Below are 12,427 nucleotides of genomic sequence, written 5' to 3' on the forward strand. Positions count from 1 at the left end.
CTGGTGGCGCCCGGCCGGGCGGGGCCGGACGGTCGCATCGCCTTCACGATCGGGCGCGGGGTCAAGCCCGGCGACTATCGGGTGCGGGTCGACCAGGTCGATCCCGCCTCCGGCGCGGTCAAGACCCGGGCCGAGACCGCCTTCGCGGTGCCGCCGAACCTCGAACGGCCGGTCCTCGCCGGTCCCGCCGAGACGGCGCAGCGCCCCTCGCCGCGCGGCGCCCCGGGCGGGGAGGCGCCCGCCGTCACGGCGGCTCCGCCTGCCGGCGCGCCGGTCGTCACCGCCGCGCGGGCGCCGGGCGCGGAGGCGGCGCAGGGGCCTGCGGATCCGACGCCCGCCGATCCCGGCGCGGTGTTCGTGCCCGGCATCAGCACCGCGAAGGTCAGCCGCGGCGACAACCTGTGGAGCATCAGCCGCCGGACCTACGGCAAGGGCCTGCGCTACACCGTGATCTTCGACGCCAACCAGGGCCAGATCCGCGACCCGAACCGGATCTATCCGGGCCAGGTCTTCGTGCTGCCCGGCGAGGCGCCGCCGGTGCAGGGACAGGCGCAGGAGGGCCGCGGCTGACGGGCCGGCGGCCCGTTCCTCCACACGAACTCGCCTCCACGAACTCGCCTCCACGAACTCGCCTCCACGAACTCGCCTCCACGAACTCGCCTGCCCGGCACGCACCCCGCCGCAGGTCCGGGCCGCGTCGGGCGCGGTGTCCGGCCACCCCGTCCTGGCCTATATCCGGCGCGATCCCGTCCGGAACCGGTCCCTTGTCCACCACCCAGACCCCACCGGCCGAGCCCGAGCGGCCCGGCCTCGTCGCGACCTACCGCCGCCTCTGGCCCTATCTCTGGCCCCATGGCCGGCCCGACCTGCAGCGCCGCGTCTTCATCGCCTTCGGGCTGCTGCTCGTCGCCAAGGTGGTCACCCTGGCGATGCCGTTCACCTTCAAGTGGGCGACCGACGCGCTGGTGGCGGTGGTCGGCGGCCGGGACGGCCTCGGCAAGGAGGCCGCGGTGCCGACCGGGATCTGGGCCGCGCCGGCCCTGATGATCCTGCTCTACGGCGCCGCCCGGATCGCCATGGCGCTGCTGACCCAGGTGCGCGACGGGCTGTTCGCCAAGGTGGCGATGCATGCGGTGCGGCGCCTGGCGCTCCAGACCTTCCAGCACATGCACCGGCTGTCGCTGCGCTTCCACCTGGAGCGCAAGACCGGCGGGCTGACCCGGGTGCTGGAGCGCGGGCGCAACGGCATCGAGGAACTCTCGCGCCTGATGGTGCTGACGCTGGTGCCGACCATCGTCGAGTTCCTGCTGGTGCTGGGCACGCTCGCCTACGAGTTCAGCCTCTCCTACTCGCTCGTCGTCCTGGTCATGGTGGCGGCCTATCTCGGCTACACCTACAAGGCCACGGAGTGGCGCATCGCCATCCGCAAGCGGATGAACGATTCCGACACGGACGCCAACACCAAGGCGGTCGACTCGCTGCTCAACTACGAGACGGTGAAGTATTTCGGTGCGGAAGGCCGCGAGACCGCCCGCTACGACCAGTCGATGGCCCGCTACGAGAAAGCCTCGACCCAGACCTACGTCTCTCTCGCGGTGCTCAATGCCGGACAGGCGGTGATCTTCACGATCGGCATGGCCGTGGTGATGTGGCTCGCCGCCCGCGACATCATGGCCGGGCGGGCGACGATCGGCGGGTTCGTGCTGGTCAACACCATGCTGGTGCAACTCTCGATGCCGCTCAACTTCATGGGCATGATCTATCGCGAGATCAAGCAGGCCCTGATCGACATCGACGACATGTTCAGGATCCTGCACCGCAACCCCGAGATCGCCGACCGGCCGGGCGCGCAGCCCCTCGCGATCGGCGAGGCGGTGGTGCGGTTCGAGGACGTGCACTTCGCCTACGTGCCGGAGCGGCCGATCCTGCGCGGCATCAGCTTCACGGTGCCGGCGGGCCGCACCGTCGCGATCGTCGGGCCGTCGGGGGCCGGGAAATCCACGCTGTCGCGCCTGCTGTTCCGGTTCTACGAGCCGCAATCGGGGCGCATCACGGTGGACGGGCAGGACATCGCGGCCGTGCAGCAGGATACCCTGCGCGCCGCCATCGGCATGGTGCCGCAGGACACGGTGCTGTTCAACGACACGATCGGCTACAACGTCCGCTACGGCCGCTGGGAGGCCTCCGAGGAGGAGGTGCGCGAGGCGGCGCGGCTGGCCCAGATCGACCGCTTCATCGCCGCCCTGCCGGAGGGCTACGACACCCCGGTGGGCGAGCGCGGGTTGAAGCTCTCGGGCGGCGAGAAGCAGCGCGTCGCCATCGCCCGCACCATCCTGAAGGGGCCGCCGATCCTCGTCCTCGACGAGGCGACCTCGGCCCTCGATTCCTTCACCGAGCGCGAGATCCAGGACGCCCTCGACCGGGTGAGCCGCGGCCGCACCACCCTCGTCATCGCCCATCGCCTCTCGACGGTGGTCGGTGCCGACGAGATCATCGTCCTCGACCAGGGCCGCATCGCCGAGCGCGGCACCCACCTGGCGCTGCTGGCGCAGGGCGGCGTCTACGCGGCGATGTGGAACCGCCAGCGCGAGGCGGATGCCGCCCGCGAGGCGCTCAAGCGCGTCGAGGCGGAGGAGGGCGCGAGCCTGCGCACGCATCTGGAGCCGGGGGAGATCCCGAACCCGATCGCCAAGGCGCCGGAGCCGGCCTCGGTGTCGTGAGGCGCGTCCTTCGGGCGCGTCCTTCGGACGCGTCAGGCGCCTCCCGCGCCGTTCGAATGATTGACGCGAAGCCACGCGCCTGCCATCCGCGGGCGCTGGACCGGCGCGTTCGTGGCCGGCGAAAGGCCCGAGGACCGACCCGAGGACTCATGACCGACCTGTTCGAGACGATCCGCCGCGTGCTGGTGCCGATCCACAAGGAGGGCTATCCCTTCATCGCGATCGGCATCGTGCTGACGGTTCTCGCCGGCACCTTCGTCCAGTTCCTCGGCTGGATCTTCCTGCTGCTGACGCTGTGGGTCTGCTACTTCTTCCGCGACCCCGAGCGGATCGTGCCGGTCGGCGACGGGCTGGTGATCTCGCCGGCGGACGGTCGGGTGAACCTCATCAGCACCGTGCTGCCGCCCTCCGAGCTGGACCTGCCCTCGGTGCCGATGCTGCGGATCTCGGTGTTCATGAACGTGTTCGACTGCCACGTGAACCGGGTGCCGGTCACCGGCCGGATCGACCAGGTCCACTACACCCCGGGCCTGTTCCTCAATGCCGAGCTCGACAAGGCGAGCGAGGACAACGAGCGCAACGGCCTCGTGATCGAGACGCGCCAGAACGGCGAGAGCGTGCGCATCGGCGTGGTGCAGATCGCGGGCCTCGTGGCGCGCCGCATCGTCGACTGGGTGAAGCCCGGCGACGACCTCACCGTCGGCGACCGGTTCGGGCTGATCCGCTTCGGCTCGCGGGTCGACGTCTACCTGCCGGCGGGCACGCGGGTGCTGGTCGGCCTCGGCCAGAAGGCGGTGGCCGGCGAGACCGTGCTCGCCGATCTGCGCGGGACCGGCCCGGTGCGGCAGTTCCGCCGCGTCTGACCGGGGAGGACCGTCGATGGAAGACCTCTTCCCGCCCTTCGCGCCGGAGCCCAATGAGCCGAAGCCGCGCCGGTTCAAGCCGGTGCCGGTGCGGATGATCATTCCCAACATGATCACCCTGATGGCGGTCTGCCTCGGGCTCACCGCCGTGCGCTTCGGCTTCGAGGGCAAGTTCGAGCCGGCGGTCATCGCGATCGTGGCCGCCGCCGTGCTCGACGGCGTCGACGGGCGGGTGGCGCGCCTGCTCAAGGGCACCTCGCGCTTCGGCGCCGAGCTCGATTCGCTCGCCGATTTCGTCAATTTCGGCTGCGCCCCGGCGCTGATCCTCTACAGCTTCGTGCTGCACAACCTGAAATCGCTCGGCTGGATCGTCGCCCTGATCTTCGCCATCGCGATGGCGTTGCGGCTCGCCCGCTTCAACGTGATGCTGGACGATCCCAACCGGCCGGAGTGGAAGAAGAACTTCTTCGTCGGCATGCCGGCCCCGGCCGGCGCGCTGACCGTGATGCTGCCGCTCTACCTGCACTTCCTCGGCTTCGAGATGGCTCCGAGCCTCGCGCCGGTCGCGCTGATCTACATGCTGGTGATCGCCCTCCTGGTGATCTCCACGGTGCCGACCTTCTCGGGCAAGACCGTCGGCAAGCGCGTGCCGCGGGAATACGTACTGCCGATCTTCGTCGTGACGGTGGCGGCGTTCGGGCTGCTGATCAGTTTCCCGTTCGAGATCCTGGCGCTCCTGAGCCTCGGCTATCTCTGCGCGATCCCGATCGGCGCCAACCAGTACCGGCGCAAGCTGAAGGCCGAGGCGGCCATGACCCCGTCCGTCCCGAGCGACGAGGCGCCGGCGGCCTGAGCGCTTGTTCGGTCGGGCAGGACGCGTCGTAGGCATCCGCCATCCCGCCCTCAACCTCAGGAGATGAGGGCGGGATGGAAGCATCGACCGGATCGATCAGGCCGTGAGACCACGGTCAGACCCGCCGCGCCACGATGAACAGCCGCGGGAAGGGCAGCAGCACCCGTCCGTCATCCTGCATCGGATAGGCTTGGCGCAGGGCAGCTTCGTAACGGGCGAGATAGGCCGCCTGCCCCTCGCGATCGAGGGGTGCCAGGAACGGCCGCAGGCCCGTGGCGCGCACCCATTCGACGATGCCGCGGTGCCCTCGGAGCGGGTGGACGTAGGTCGTGCGCCAGAGATCGACGGTGCAGCCCGCCCGGGACAGCCACGTATCGTAGTCCTGCACCGTGCCGAGCGCCGTGCGGGCGCCGGCGGCACCCGCCAGCGCCTCGCGGAACGGCGCCTCCTGCGCCACCTCGCGCATCAGCCGGTGCGACGGCTCGTCGAGGTTGTCCGGCATCTGCACGGCGAGGCAGCCGCCCGGTGCCAGGAACCCGGCGAGGCGCGGCAGCAGCGCCGCGTGGTCCGGCAGCCATTGCAGGACGGCGTTGGCGAAGATCAGGTCCGGCGGCGCCTCCGGCTGCCAGGCGGCGAGGTCGGCCTCGATGAAGCTCAGGTCCGGCAGCGTCCGGCGCGCCTCCTCCAGCATGGCGGGCGAGGAATCGAGGCCGGTGATCGCCGCCGACGGGAAGCGTGCGGCGAGAAGCGCGGTGCTGTTGCCGGGCCCGCAGCCCAGATCGACCACCCGGGCCGGTGAGGCGAGCGGCACCCGCGCCAGCAGGTCCGAGGCCGGGCGGGTGCGCTCGTCGGCGAATCTCAGGTACTGGCCCGCATCCCAATCGACCATCGGGTGACTCCTCGCCGCGTCCATCCGCACCAGCTTAGCCGATGAGCCTGCCTGCGTGACGCCCCGTCGCGCAGGGCAGGGAGGCGCCCGGTCGCGGGCCGGTGCGAGGAGACCGTGATGCTCGAGGAATTCAAGAAATTCGCCCTGCGGGGCAATGTCGTCGACCTCGCGGTCGGCGTGGTGATCGGTGCGGCCTTCGGAGCCATCGTCACCTCGCTGGTGCAGGACGTCATCATGCCGGCGGTCGGGGCGATCACCGGCGGGCTCGATTTCTCGAACTACTACCTGCCGCTCTCCGCGAAGGTGCAGAGCGGCATGGCCTATGCCGAGGCCAAGAAGCAGGGGGCGGTGATCGGCTACGGCCAGTTCATCACCGTGGCGCTGAACTTCCTGATCGTCGCCTTCGTCCTGTTCCTGGTGATCCGCGCGATGAACCGGCTGCAGCGCCGGGAGGAGGTGGCGAAGGAGGATCCCGCCGACGTGAAGCTCCTGACGGAGATCCGGGACCTGCTGGCGGCGCGCCGGTGAGCCTTCAGCTTTTCGCCGGCAGCTCGCGGAGGATGTCCTGCAAGGCGCCTTCCACCGCCTCGCGGCCGGTATCGTGGGCCTTCAGGCGGCCTTCGAGGCGGCGCAGCTGCGGGGTGAATTGCGGCGGCAGGCCGGGATCGCCGAGATAGTCCGGCTTCTCGGCCTCGGCATTGTAGGCCGAGCGGAGCTGCTGCCCGAGATGCTCGCGCACCGGCTCCGGCAGAGAGGCGTCGTGGTTCTCGTAAGGATCGTTGGGCATCGGTGTCCGTATCGCTGAAGCTTCGCGGCGCCGTGCTCAGTCCACCTGCGCCGTCTCGCAAGAAGAACGATGATGGGACCGGTTTCGTTGCAGGCCATGACGCAACGGCGAACGGGACCCCGCTGCATCGGATAGCGAAAAGCCCCGGCTTCGGGCCGGGGCTTGCCGAAGAACTGGGCCGCGCCGCCCAAGGGCGGCGCGACGCGCAGATCCGTCTTGGTCGATGACCTGCCTTAGTCGATGACCTGCACGATGCGGCGGGTGCCCGGATCGACCAGCACGACGCGGTCGTTGACCACGGTGTAGCGGCGCCCGCGGATGCCGTAATCGGCCGGGACCTCGTAGTAGCTCACGCCCGAGGAGGGCAGCACGGTGCCGACGCGGACGTCGCCGTCCCAATCGTAGGAGCGGTGCTGGCGCACGGCGTAGGAGCGGAAGCGCGGACGGTCGTCGACTCCGAGCAGGCCGCCGACCGCACCGGTCGCAGCACCGACGGCGCCGCCGACGATCGCGCCGACCGGGCCGGCCGCATCCGCACCGTCCTCGGCACCGCGCTGGGCGCCGCCGATCAGGCCCTGGGCGTGGGCGGCCATCGGCAGGGAGAGGGCGAGAGCAGCAGTGGCCAGGAAGGTCTTGGTCTTCATCGCGTCGATCTCCGTTTCGTCCAGTCCACCCCGATCGAGCGGGGCAGCTCTTCGGGGGGAGTAACGTCGCCTTGGGCAAAACGGTTCAATCGTCGTGGCCGAAAAAGTCGCTTCGAATTTCGTCGGGGCGTCCCGGGCCGACTCACGCGTCCTTCGGCATCGCCGACTGGATCAGCCGGTCGGTGCCCAGGTCTTCCTCGTCGTAGCCCAGGAGTTCCGCCAGCCGGCCGCGGGCGCGGCTGACGCGGCTCTTCACCGTGCCGACCTTGCAGCCCATGATCGCCGCCGCCTCCTCGTAGGAGACGCCCTCGGCGCCGACGAGCACCAGGGCCTCGCGCTGGTCCGGCGGCAGCTTGGCGAGGGCGCTCTGCAGGTCCTCGACGTCGAGCCGGTCGCCCTGATGCGGCGCGGTGGCGAGCCGGGCGGCGTAGGAGCCGTCCTGGTCCTCGACCTCGCGCACCCGCTTGCGGTGATCCGAGTAGAAGATGTTGCGCAGGATGGTGAACAGCCAGGCATTCAGGTTGGTGCCGGCCTGGAACCGGGCCCGGTGCTGCCAGCCCTTCAGCAGCGTGTCCTGCACCAGGTCGTCGGCCCGGGCCGGGTTGCTGGTAAGCGACAGCGCGAAGGCCCGGAGGGAGGGCACCGCCTGCAGGAGCCCGTCGCGGAACTCGGGCAGGACGATCTCGCCCTGCGCCTTGAGCGCCGCCTCCAGGCGCGCGATCAGCTCGGCGAACCGGTTGTCCGGATCGGCGCTGCCCAGGGCCTCGTAGGTGGCCCGGAGCTGCGTGCCGAGATGCGACCGGATGCTGGCCGACAGGCCGGGGCGGTCCTCGGCCGACGGATTCGGGGCGGTGTCTCGCGTCATGGCTCTCGCGTCTGCCTGCCAGAGGAAGATGGGCCCGGGGGCCGCGACCGGAAAGACCAACCTTAGCGAGAAACGGGCCGGAACCGATAGGGCGCCGTGACACGGGCGATGCGGCTCAGCCGCCGGCGCCGGCTCCCGCCTCGTCCCCGTCCGGCACGCCGAGGCGCAGGGCCAGCACCTCGCCCGGGGCGAGGTCGGTCCAGCTCTCGTCGCGGGTCAGCGGCCGGGTCGCCACCACGGTCACGATGTCGTCGGGCGTGGTCTCCTCAGCGAAATCCACCCGCCAATCCTCGTCGATCAGCGTCGCGGTGCCGAACGGCGCCCGGCGGGTCAGGGTGCAGAGGCGCTTGCCGCAATGGGCGTAGAGGGTGCGGCTGTCGGAGAGCAGCATGTTGAACACCCCGAGCCCGTGCAATTCGGCGCAGAGCTCCCGCACCGCCCCGTCGAGGCGGGTGGGCTTCGGCAGGCTGCCCCAGCGCTCTTCGAGCTTGCCCAGCATCCAGCAGAAGGCGTGCTCGCTGTCGGTGGTGCCGACGGGCTTGAAGCGGCCGAGCTTCAGGCGCTTCACGCCCTTGAGCTGGCCGTTATGCGCGAAGGTGAAGGTCCGGCCCCACAATTCGCGGCTGAACGGATGCGTGTTCTCCAGCGCCACCCGGCCGCGATTGGCCCGGCGCACATGGGCGATCACGATCCGGCTCTTGATCGGGTATTGCCGCAGCAGCCGGGCGATCTCCGAGCGGGCGCTCGGCTCCGGGTCGTGGAAGCTGCGGCTCCCACGGCCTTCGTAGAACGAGATGCCCCAGCCGTCCTGATGCGGCCCGGTCTCGCCCCCGCGGCGCGCCAGGCCCGCGAAGCTGAAGCGGATATCGGTCGGGACGTTGGCGCTCATGCCGAGCAATTCGCACATGGCGACGGTTATAGGGCCGCGCTGGTGAGCGGGGAGTGAACGACGGCGCCTTGCCGTCGACGAGAGCGGTATCGCAACGGCAGCCTCAGGCGGCGTTCAGGTCGAGATGGGCCGAGACCTTGGAGGCGGCGAGCGTGATCGTCCTGCCGTTTCGCTCCACCAAGCCGGCGGCGTGCAGAGCCGCCACGTCGTCATGGACGCGGCGGTAGGGGCGCTCGAGCGCATCGGCGAGCGCGGTGATCGACGGGGCCGGTCCATCCGCGGCGAGCCGCTTGAGCAGCGCGATCCGGGCGGGCGAGAACGTCGTCACGAATGCGTCCCGGCTCTCGAAGGTAAGGCGATGGATGGGAGGGGTGATCTCTCCTCGCTCGGCCTTGTGCCAGGCCTCGACGAACCGGCGGCCCATCTCGTCCGCCGAGCCGCCGATGTCTATCTGCAGGTTGTCGGTCATATCGATCCTCCGCGGAGAGAGCGTACCTCGGCGAGAAAATCCAGCATCAACTGCTCGACGGATACGAAGCGATAAGGTGTTTCGACGTCCCCACGGTGAACATGGTCGCCTTTCCCGGACTCGTTGTCATAGGCAACGATCCTTTGACCTGGCCGACCGTAGTAGAGTGAGTACTTCAGCGAATGGGCCGATCCTGGAACTCGTTTCGAGGCTGGCAGCACCCAGAGCTTAGCCTGTAGGATCGCGCCGTCTTCGTAGACACGCTTCTCGGAAAATAGCAGAGTGGTCGTCGCGATACGACATTATATGTCATATTTATATGTCATATTTTCCGGGCATCATCAAGGGTCGCATCTTGCTGGACAAGGCGCTATCGGAACCCACTATGCGACTTTGAGCCTGTCACGTGAAGTTGGAGCGAAGATACGCCCGAGCACGACGCTACGGTCGTGACAAGTAATCCACCAGCGTCATCGCGAACAGGATCCCGACCCAGAAGAAGCCGATGCCGGCAAACAGCTTCACCAGGGGCGGCTCGTGGCGGACCTCCATCGAGAACAGCAGGATCGTCACCACCATGGCACTCGCCACCAGAAGCTCGACGATCCAGACATGCGGGAAGGGGAGGGTGGCGCCCAAGGCCACGTTGATCCCGAGCATCACCAGGAGCGCGCAAGCCGTCAGGACCGGCTCGCGCATGTGCCGCCAGAGGATGCGGCGCTCGTCGCCGGTGCCGAACATGGGGGCGCCTCCTACCGGTTGAGCACGTAGAGGATCGGAAAGGCGAGGATCCAGATCAGGTCGATGAAGTGCCAGTAGAGCCCAAAGATCTCGATCCGATTCTGGTGCTGCTTCAGGAAACCCGGCCGGCTCGCCTGCCAGGTCATCGCCAGCAGGATGGTGATGCCGGTCATCAGGTGCAGGCCGTGCAGCGAGGTGGCAACGTAGTAGAGGTTCACGAACAGCCGCGAGGGGGGTGAGTCCTTCAGCGCGTAGGGCCGGTCCGACAGGAACGGCATCATGTGCTCCTGGTAGTCGGCGTAGTACTCGTAGCCCTTGAGGGCTAAGAACAGCGTGCCCAGAGCGGCAGTCGCGAGCATGAAACGGACCATGCCGCGCTGCCAGCCGAGCCGGGAGAGCTGGATCGCCCCCGACATGGTCAGGCTCGAGCCGATCAGCACCACGGTGTTGGTGGCGCCGATCCAGAACTTGAGGTGGCGTGCCGCCGCCTGCACCGCCTCCGGGTGGGTGAGGCGCAGGATGAGAGCCGTGAGGAACAGCCCGGCGAAGAGCAGGAGTTCGGTCAGCAGCCAGGCCCACATCCCGAGCACGGCGGCGCGCTTCTGCTGCTCCACCGTGGCGAAGTGCGAGACGAGCTTCACGCCCACTTGGCTGCCGACTTGGCTGTCGGTGGCCCCCGCGCTCACGAGTGCTGCCTCCCGGTCTCACGGGCCTGGATCGGGTAGTCGTAGGGAATCTTTGGGGCCTGCGGCTCGGTGAGGAAGTTGTGGGCCGGCGGCGGCGAGGGCACGGTCCATTCGAGGCCCCTGGCGTCCCAGGGGTTCGCCAGCGCCCGCTTCCCGAACCAGATCGAGTAGACGAGATAGATCATCGGGAAGATGTAGCCGACCGCCAGGATCGTCGAGCCCGCCGAGGACAGGATGTTGAGGAACTGGAATTCCGGCGGATAGACGTGGTAGCGCCGCGGCATCCCGAGATAGCCGAGGATGAATTGCGGGAAGAAGGTGACGTTGAAGCCGATGAAGATCAGGAAGGCGGAGATGCGGCCCCAGGCCTCGATGTACATCCGTCCGGTGATCTTCGGCCACCAGAAATGCAGCCCGCCGAGGAAGGCCAAAACCGTGCCGCCGACCATGATGTAATGGAAGTGGGCGACGACGAAGTAGGTGGCGTGAACGTGCTGGTTGATGGCGAGCGTCGCGAGGTAGAGGCCGGTGAGGCCGCCGAGCACGAACAGGCCGATATAGCCCATGGCGTAGAGCATCGGCGTGTCGAGCTTGAGCGAGCCCTTGTGGATGGTCGCGGTCCAGTTATAGACCTTGACCGCCGAAGGCACCGCCACCGCGAAGCTGAGCACCGAGAACGCCACGCTGGCGAAGTCGCTCTGCCCGTTGACGAACATGTGGTGGCCCCAGACGAAGAAGGTCACCGAGGCGAGCCCGATCGCCGCGTAGGCGACGAAGCGGTAACCGAAGAGCTTCTTCTGGGCGAAGGCCGGGACGATCTCGGAGATCACCCCCATGCCCGGCAACACCATGATGTAGACCGCCGGGTGCGAGTAGAACCAGAACAGGTGCTGGAACAGCACCGGATCGCCGCCATAGGCCGGATCGAATACCCCGATATGGAAGGCGCGCTCGGCGATCAGCAGCACCAAAGCGATGGTGATGACCGGGGTGGCGAGCAGGAAGATCAGGCTGGTGGCGTAGTGGGTCCAGACGAAGATCGGCAGCCGGAACCAGGTCATGCCCGGCGCCCGCATAGTGTGGATCGTCACCACGAAGTTGAGGCCGGTCAGAATCGACGAGAAGCCGACGATCGTCACGCCGACCAGCGCCGGCACCACCCAGGTGTTGGAGAAGGCGGTGGAGAGCGGCGTGTAGAAGGTCCAGCCGGTATCGACGCCGCCCAGCACCACGCTCGCCAGCGTGAACAGCGCGCCGGTCATGAACACGTACCAGGAGGCGAGGTTCAGCTTCGGGAAGGCGAGGTCCCGCGCGCCGATCATCAGCGGGATCAGGAAGTTGCCGAAGGTCGCGGGGATGCTCGGGATCAGGAAGAACCACACCATCACGACCCCGTGGATCGTGAACAGCTTGTTGTAGGTGTCGTTGGTGAAGACCTGCCCGTCGGGGACCACCAGCGCCAGGCGCACCAGCCCCGCCGTCACCGCGCCGATGACGAAGAAGGCGGTGATGCTGGCCAGATACAGGAGCGCGATGCGCTTGTGGTCGGTGGTGAAGAACCACGAGCGCAAGGTGTGCTCGGCGTGGAGGTAGTCGGACCCGTGGCCGAGGCGGGAATCCGGGGTGTGGGGGTCGCGCAGGGCCGGCCCGTCGGTGATCGTGCCGCTGGAGATCGAGCTGGAGTTCATGGGGTGGCCTCCTGCTGCGCCGTCGCGCTTCGGCTCTTCAGGTAGGCGACGAGACGGTCGAGGTCGTCGTTCGGGATCACGTTGCGGAAGGTCGGCATCACCTGCTTGTAATCCGCCGCCAGCTTCTGCCGGTTCGGGTTCAGGATCTTGTCGCGAAGATACGTCTCGTCGGCCGTCACCGTGCGCCCGTCGGCGAGCCTGACCTCGCGCCCGTAGAGGCCGGCGAGCGACGGCGCCCGCACCTTGGCGCCGGGATCGTGGCAGGCACCGCAGCCATAGGATTCGTAGACCGCGCGTCCGGCCCCGGCCTGGCCGCCCTGCTGGGCGCCGGCA

Annotated in this window: 16 protein-coding genes; 5 read left to right on the forward strand and 11 right to left on the reverse strand. The window is 68.6% G+C overall.

What is annotated here, in order from left to right; translation table 11 throughout:
* From VQ03_RS32235 to pssA, 4 genes are all read left to right on the forward strand, one after another.
* On the forward strand, positions 1 to 570 hold a 570-nt coding region (locus tag VQ03_RS32235; protein ID WP_048453748.1), incomplete at its 5' end, for a LysM peptidoglycan-binding domain-containing protein.
* A 194-nt stretch (positions 571 to 764) separates the two neighbouring features.
* Positions 765 to 2,720, forward strand: coding sequence for an ABCB family ABC transporter ATP-binding protein/permease (locus VQ03_RS25600; protein ID WP_157064254.1), 1,956 nt, complete (start codon positions 765 to 767; stop codon positions 2,718 to 2,720).
* Positions 2,721 to 2,869: 149 nt separating this feature from the next.
* Positions 2,870 to 3,583 carry a phosphatidylserine decarboxylase gene (locus VQ03_RS25605; RefSeq protein WP_048453738.1) on the forward strand — a complete coding sequence of 238 codons (714 nt, stop codon included), beginning with the start codon at positions 2,870 to 2,872 and terminating at the stop codon, positions 3,581 to 3,583.
* Between the two features lie 16 nt (positions 3,584 to 3,599).
* A complete protein-coding gene (gene pssA / locus VQ03_RS25610) occupies positions 3,600 to 4,436 on the forward strand; it encodes a CDP-diacylglycerol--serine O-phosphatidyltransferase (RefSeq protein ID WP_048453739.1) in 837 nt (278 codons plus the stop codon).
* A 115-nt stretch (positions 4,437 to 4,551) separates the two neighbouring features.
* On the opposite strand, the gene tam is transcribed toward pssA, so the two are convergent.
* Positions 4,552 to 5,325: a trans-aconitate 2-methyltransferase gene (gene tam, locus VQ03_RS25615; protein ID WP_048453740.1), complete on the reverse strand. Its 774-nt coding sequence runs from the start codon at positions 5,323 to 5,325 to the stop codon at positions 4,552 to 4,554.
* Between the two features lie 117 nt (positions 5,326 to 5,442).
* Between tam and mscL the strand changes: the two genes are divergently transcribed.
* Complete coding sequence (mscL, locus tag VQ03_RS25620; protein ID WP_048453741.1) at positions 5,443 to 5,853, forward strand: large conductance mechanosensitive channel protein MscL; 411 nt, start codon at positions 5,443 to 5,445, stop codon at positions 5,851 to 5,853.
* A 4-nt stretch (positions 5,854 to 5,857) separates the two neighbouring features.
* Here mscL and VQ03_RS25625 read toward each other — a convergent pair whose 3' ends face one another.
* From VQ03_RS25625 to VQ03_RS25665, 10 genes are all read right to left on the reverse strand, one after another.
* The gene (locus tag VQ03_RS25625; RefSeq protein ID WP_048453742.1) at positions 5,858 to 6,112 is read right to left on the reverse strand and encodes a hypothetical protein; all 255 of its coding nucleotides are present in this window, start codon (positions 6,110 to 6,112) and stop codon (positions 5,858 to 5,860) included.
* 233 nt (positions 6,113 to 6,345) lie between these two features.
* Positions 6,346 to 6,756, reverse strand: a complete 411-nt coding sequence (locus VQ03_RS25630) for a DUF1236 domain-containing protein (RefSeq protein ID WP_048453743.1) — start codon at positions 6,754 to 6,756, stop codon at positions 6,346 to 6,348.
* Positions 6,757 to 6,898: 142 nt separating this feature from the next.
* The gene (locus tag VQ03_RS25635) at positions 6,899 to 7,621 is read right to left on the reverse strand and encodes a sigma-70 family RNA polymerase sigma factor (RefSeq protein ID WP_048453744.1); all 723 of its coding nucleotides are present in this window, start codon (positions 7,619 to 7,621) and stop codon (positions 6,899 to 6,901) included.
* A 115-nt stretch (positions 7,622 to 7,736) separates the two neighbouring features.
* Positions 7,737 to 8,528 (reverse strand): class II glutamine amidotransferase, encoded by a 792-nt coding sequence (locus VQ03_RS25640; protein WP_048453745.1) that lies wholly within the window; start codon positions 8,526 to 8,528, stop codon positions 7,737 to 7,739.
* Between the two features lie 85 nt (positions 8,529 to 8,613).
* Positions 8,614 to 8,979, reverse strand: coding sequence for an HVO_A0114 family putative DNA-binding protein (locus tag VQ03_RS25645; RefSeq protein WP_053078730.1), 366 nt, complete (start codon positions 8,977 to 8,979; stop codon positions 8,614 to 8,616).
* Entirely contained in the window at positions 8,976 to 9,275 is a 300-nt protein-coding gene (locus VQ03_RS34775; RefSeq protein WP_083468215.1) for a toxin-antitoxin system TumE family protein, read from the reverse strand. Before VQ03_RS34775 ends, VQ03_RS25645 begins: the two co-directional genes overlap by 4 nt.
* Positions 9,276 to 9,420: 145 nt before the next feature.
* Positions 9,421 to 9,720: a cytochrome C oxidase subunit IV family protein gene (locus VQ03_RS25650; RefSeq protein ID WP_048453746.1), complete on the reverse strand. Its 300-nt coding sequence runs from the start codon at positions 9,718 to 9,720 to the stop codon at positions 9,421 to 9,423.
* Between the two features lie 11 nt (positions 9,721 to 9,731).
* The gene (locus VQ03_RS25655; RefSeq protein ID WP_245292196.1) at positions 9,732 to 10,406 is read right to left on the reverse strand and encodes a cytochrome c oxidase subunit 3; all 675 of its coding nucleotides are present in this window, start codon (positions 10,404 to 10,406) and stop codon (positions 9,732 to 9,734) included.
* A complete protein-coding gene (locus VQ03_RS25660; RefSeq protein WP_083468216.1) occupies positions 10,403 to 12,094 on the reverse strand; it encodes a cytochrome c oxidase subunit I in 1,692 nt (563 codons plus the stop codon). Before VQ03_RS25660 ends, VQ03_RS25655 begins: the two co-directional genes overlap by 4 nt.
* The coding region (locus VQ03_RS25665; RefSeq protein ID WP_048453747.1) for a c-type cytochrome at positions 12,091 to 12,427 on the reverse strand (337 nt) is incomplete at its 5' end. The genes VQ03_RS25660 and VQ03_RS25665, both read right to left, overlap by 4 nt.

It is taken from the genome of Methylobacterium tarhaniae, assembly GCF_001043955.1.
Lineage (GTDB): Bacteria > Pseudomonadota > Alphaproteobacteria > Rhizobiales > Beijerinckiaceae > Methylobacterium > Methylobacterium tarhaniae.

Excerpts from the sequence above, each read along its gene's own strand:
- VQ03_RS25605 (WP_048453738.1), top strand. The coding sequence starts at position 2,870 with ATGACCGACCTGTTCGAGACGATCCGCCGCGTGCTGGTGCCGATCCAC.
- pssA (WP_048453739.1), top strand. The coding sequence starts at position 3,600 with ATGGAAGACCTCTTCCCGCCCTTCGCGCCGGAGCCCAATGAGCCGAAG.
- tam (WP_048453740.1), bottom strand. The coding sequence starts at position 5,325 with ATGGTCGATTGGGATGCGGGCCAGTACCTGAGATTCGCCGACGAGCGC.
- mscL (WP_048453741.1), top strand. The coding sequence starts at position 5,443 with ATGCTCGAGGAATTCAAGAAATTCGCCCTGCGGGGCAATGTCGTCGAC.
- VQ03_RS25625 (WP_048453742.1), bottom strand. The coding sequence starts at position 6,112 with ATGCCCAACGATCCTTACGAGAACCACGACGCCTCTCTGCCGGAGCCG.
- VQ03_RS25630 (WP_048453743.1), bottom strand. The coding sequence starts at position 6,756 with ATGAAGACCAAGACCTTCCTGGCCACTGCTGCTCTCGCCCTCTCCCTG.
- VQ03_RS25635 (WP_048453744.1), bottom strand. The coding sequence starts at position 7,621 with ATGACGCGAGACACCGCCCCGAATCCGTCGGCCGAGGACCGCCCCGGC.
- VQ03_RS25640 (WP_048453745.1), bottom strand. The coding sequence starts at position 8,528 with ATGTGCGAATTGCTCGGCATGAGCGCCAACGTCCCGACCGATATCCGC.
- VQ03_RS25645 (WP_053078730.1), bottom strand. The coding sequence starts at position 8,979 with ATGACCGACAACCTGCAGATAGACATCGGCGGCTCGGCGGACGAGATG.
- VQ03_RS25650 (WP_048453746.1), bottom strand. The coding sequence starts at position 9,720 with ATGTTCGGCACCGGCGACGAGCGCCGCATCCTCTGGCGGCACATGCGC.
- VQ03_RS25660 (WP_083468216.1), bottom strand. The coding sequence starts at position 12,094 with ATGAACTCCAGCTCGATCTCCAGCGGCACGATCACCGACGGGCCGGCC.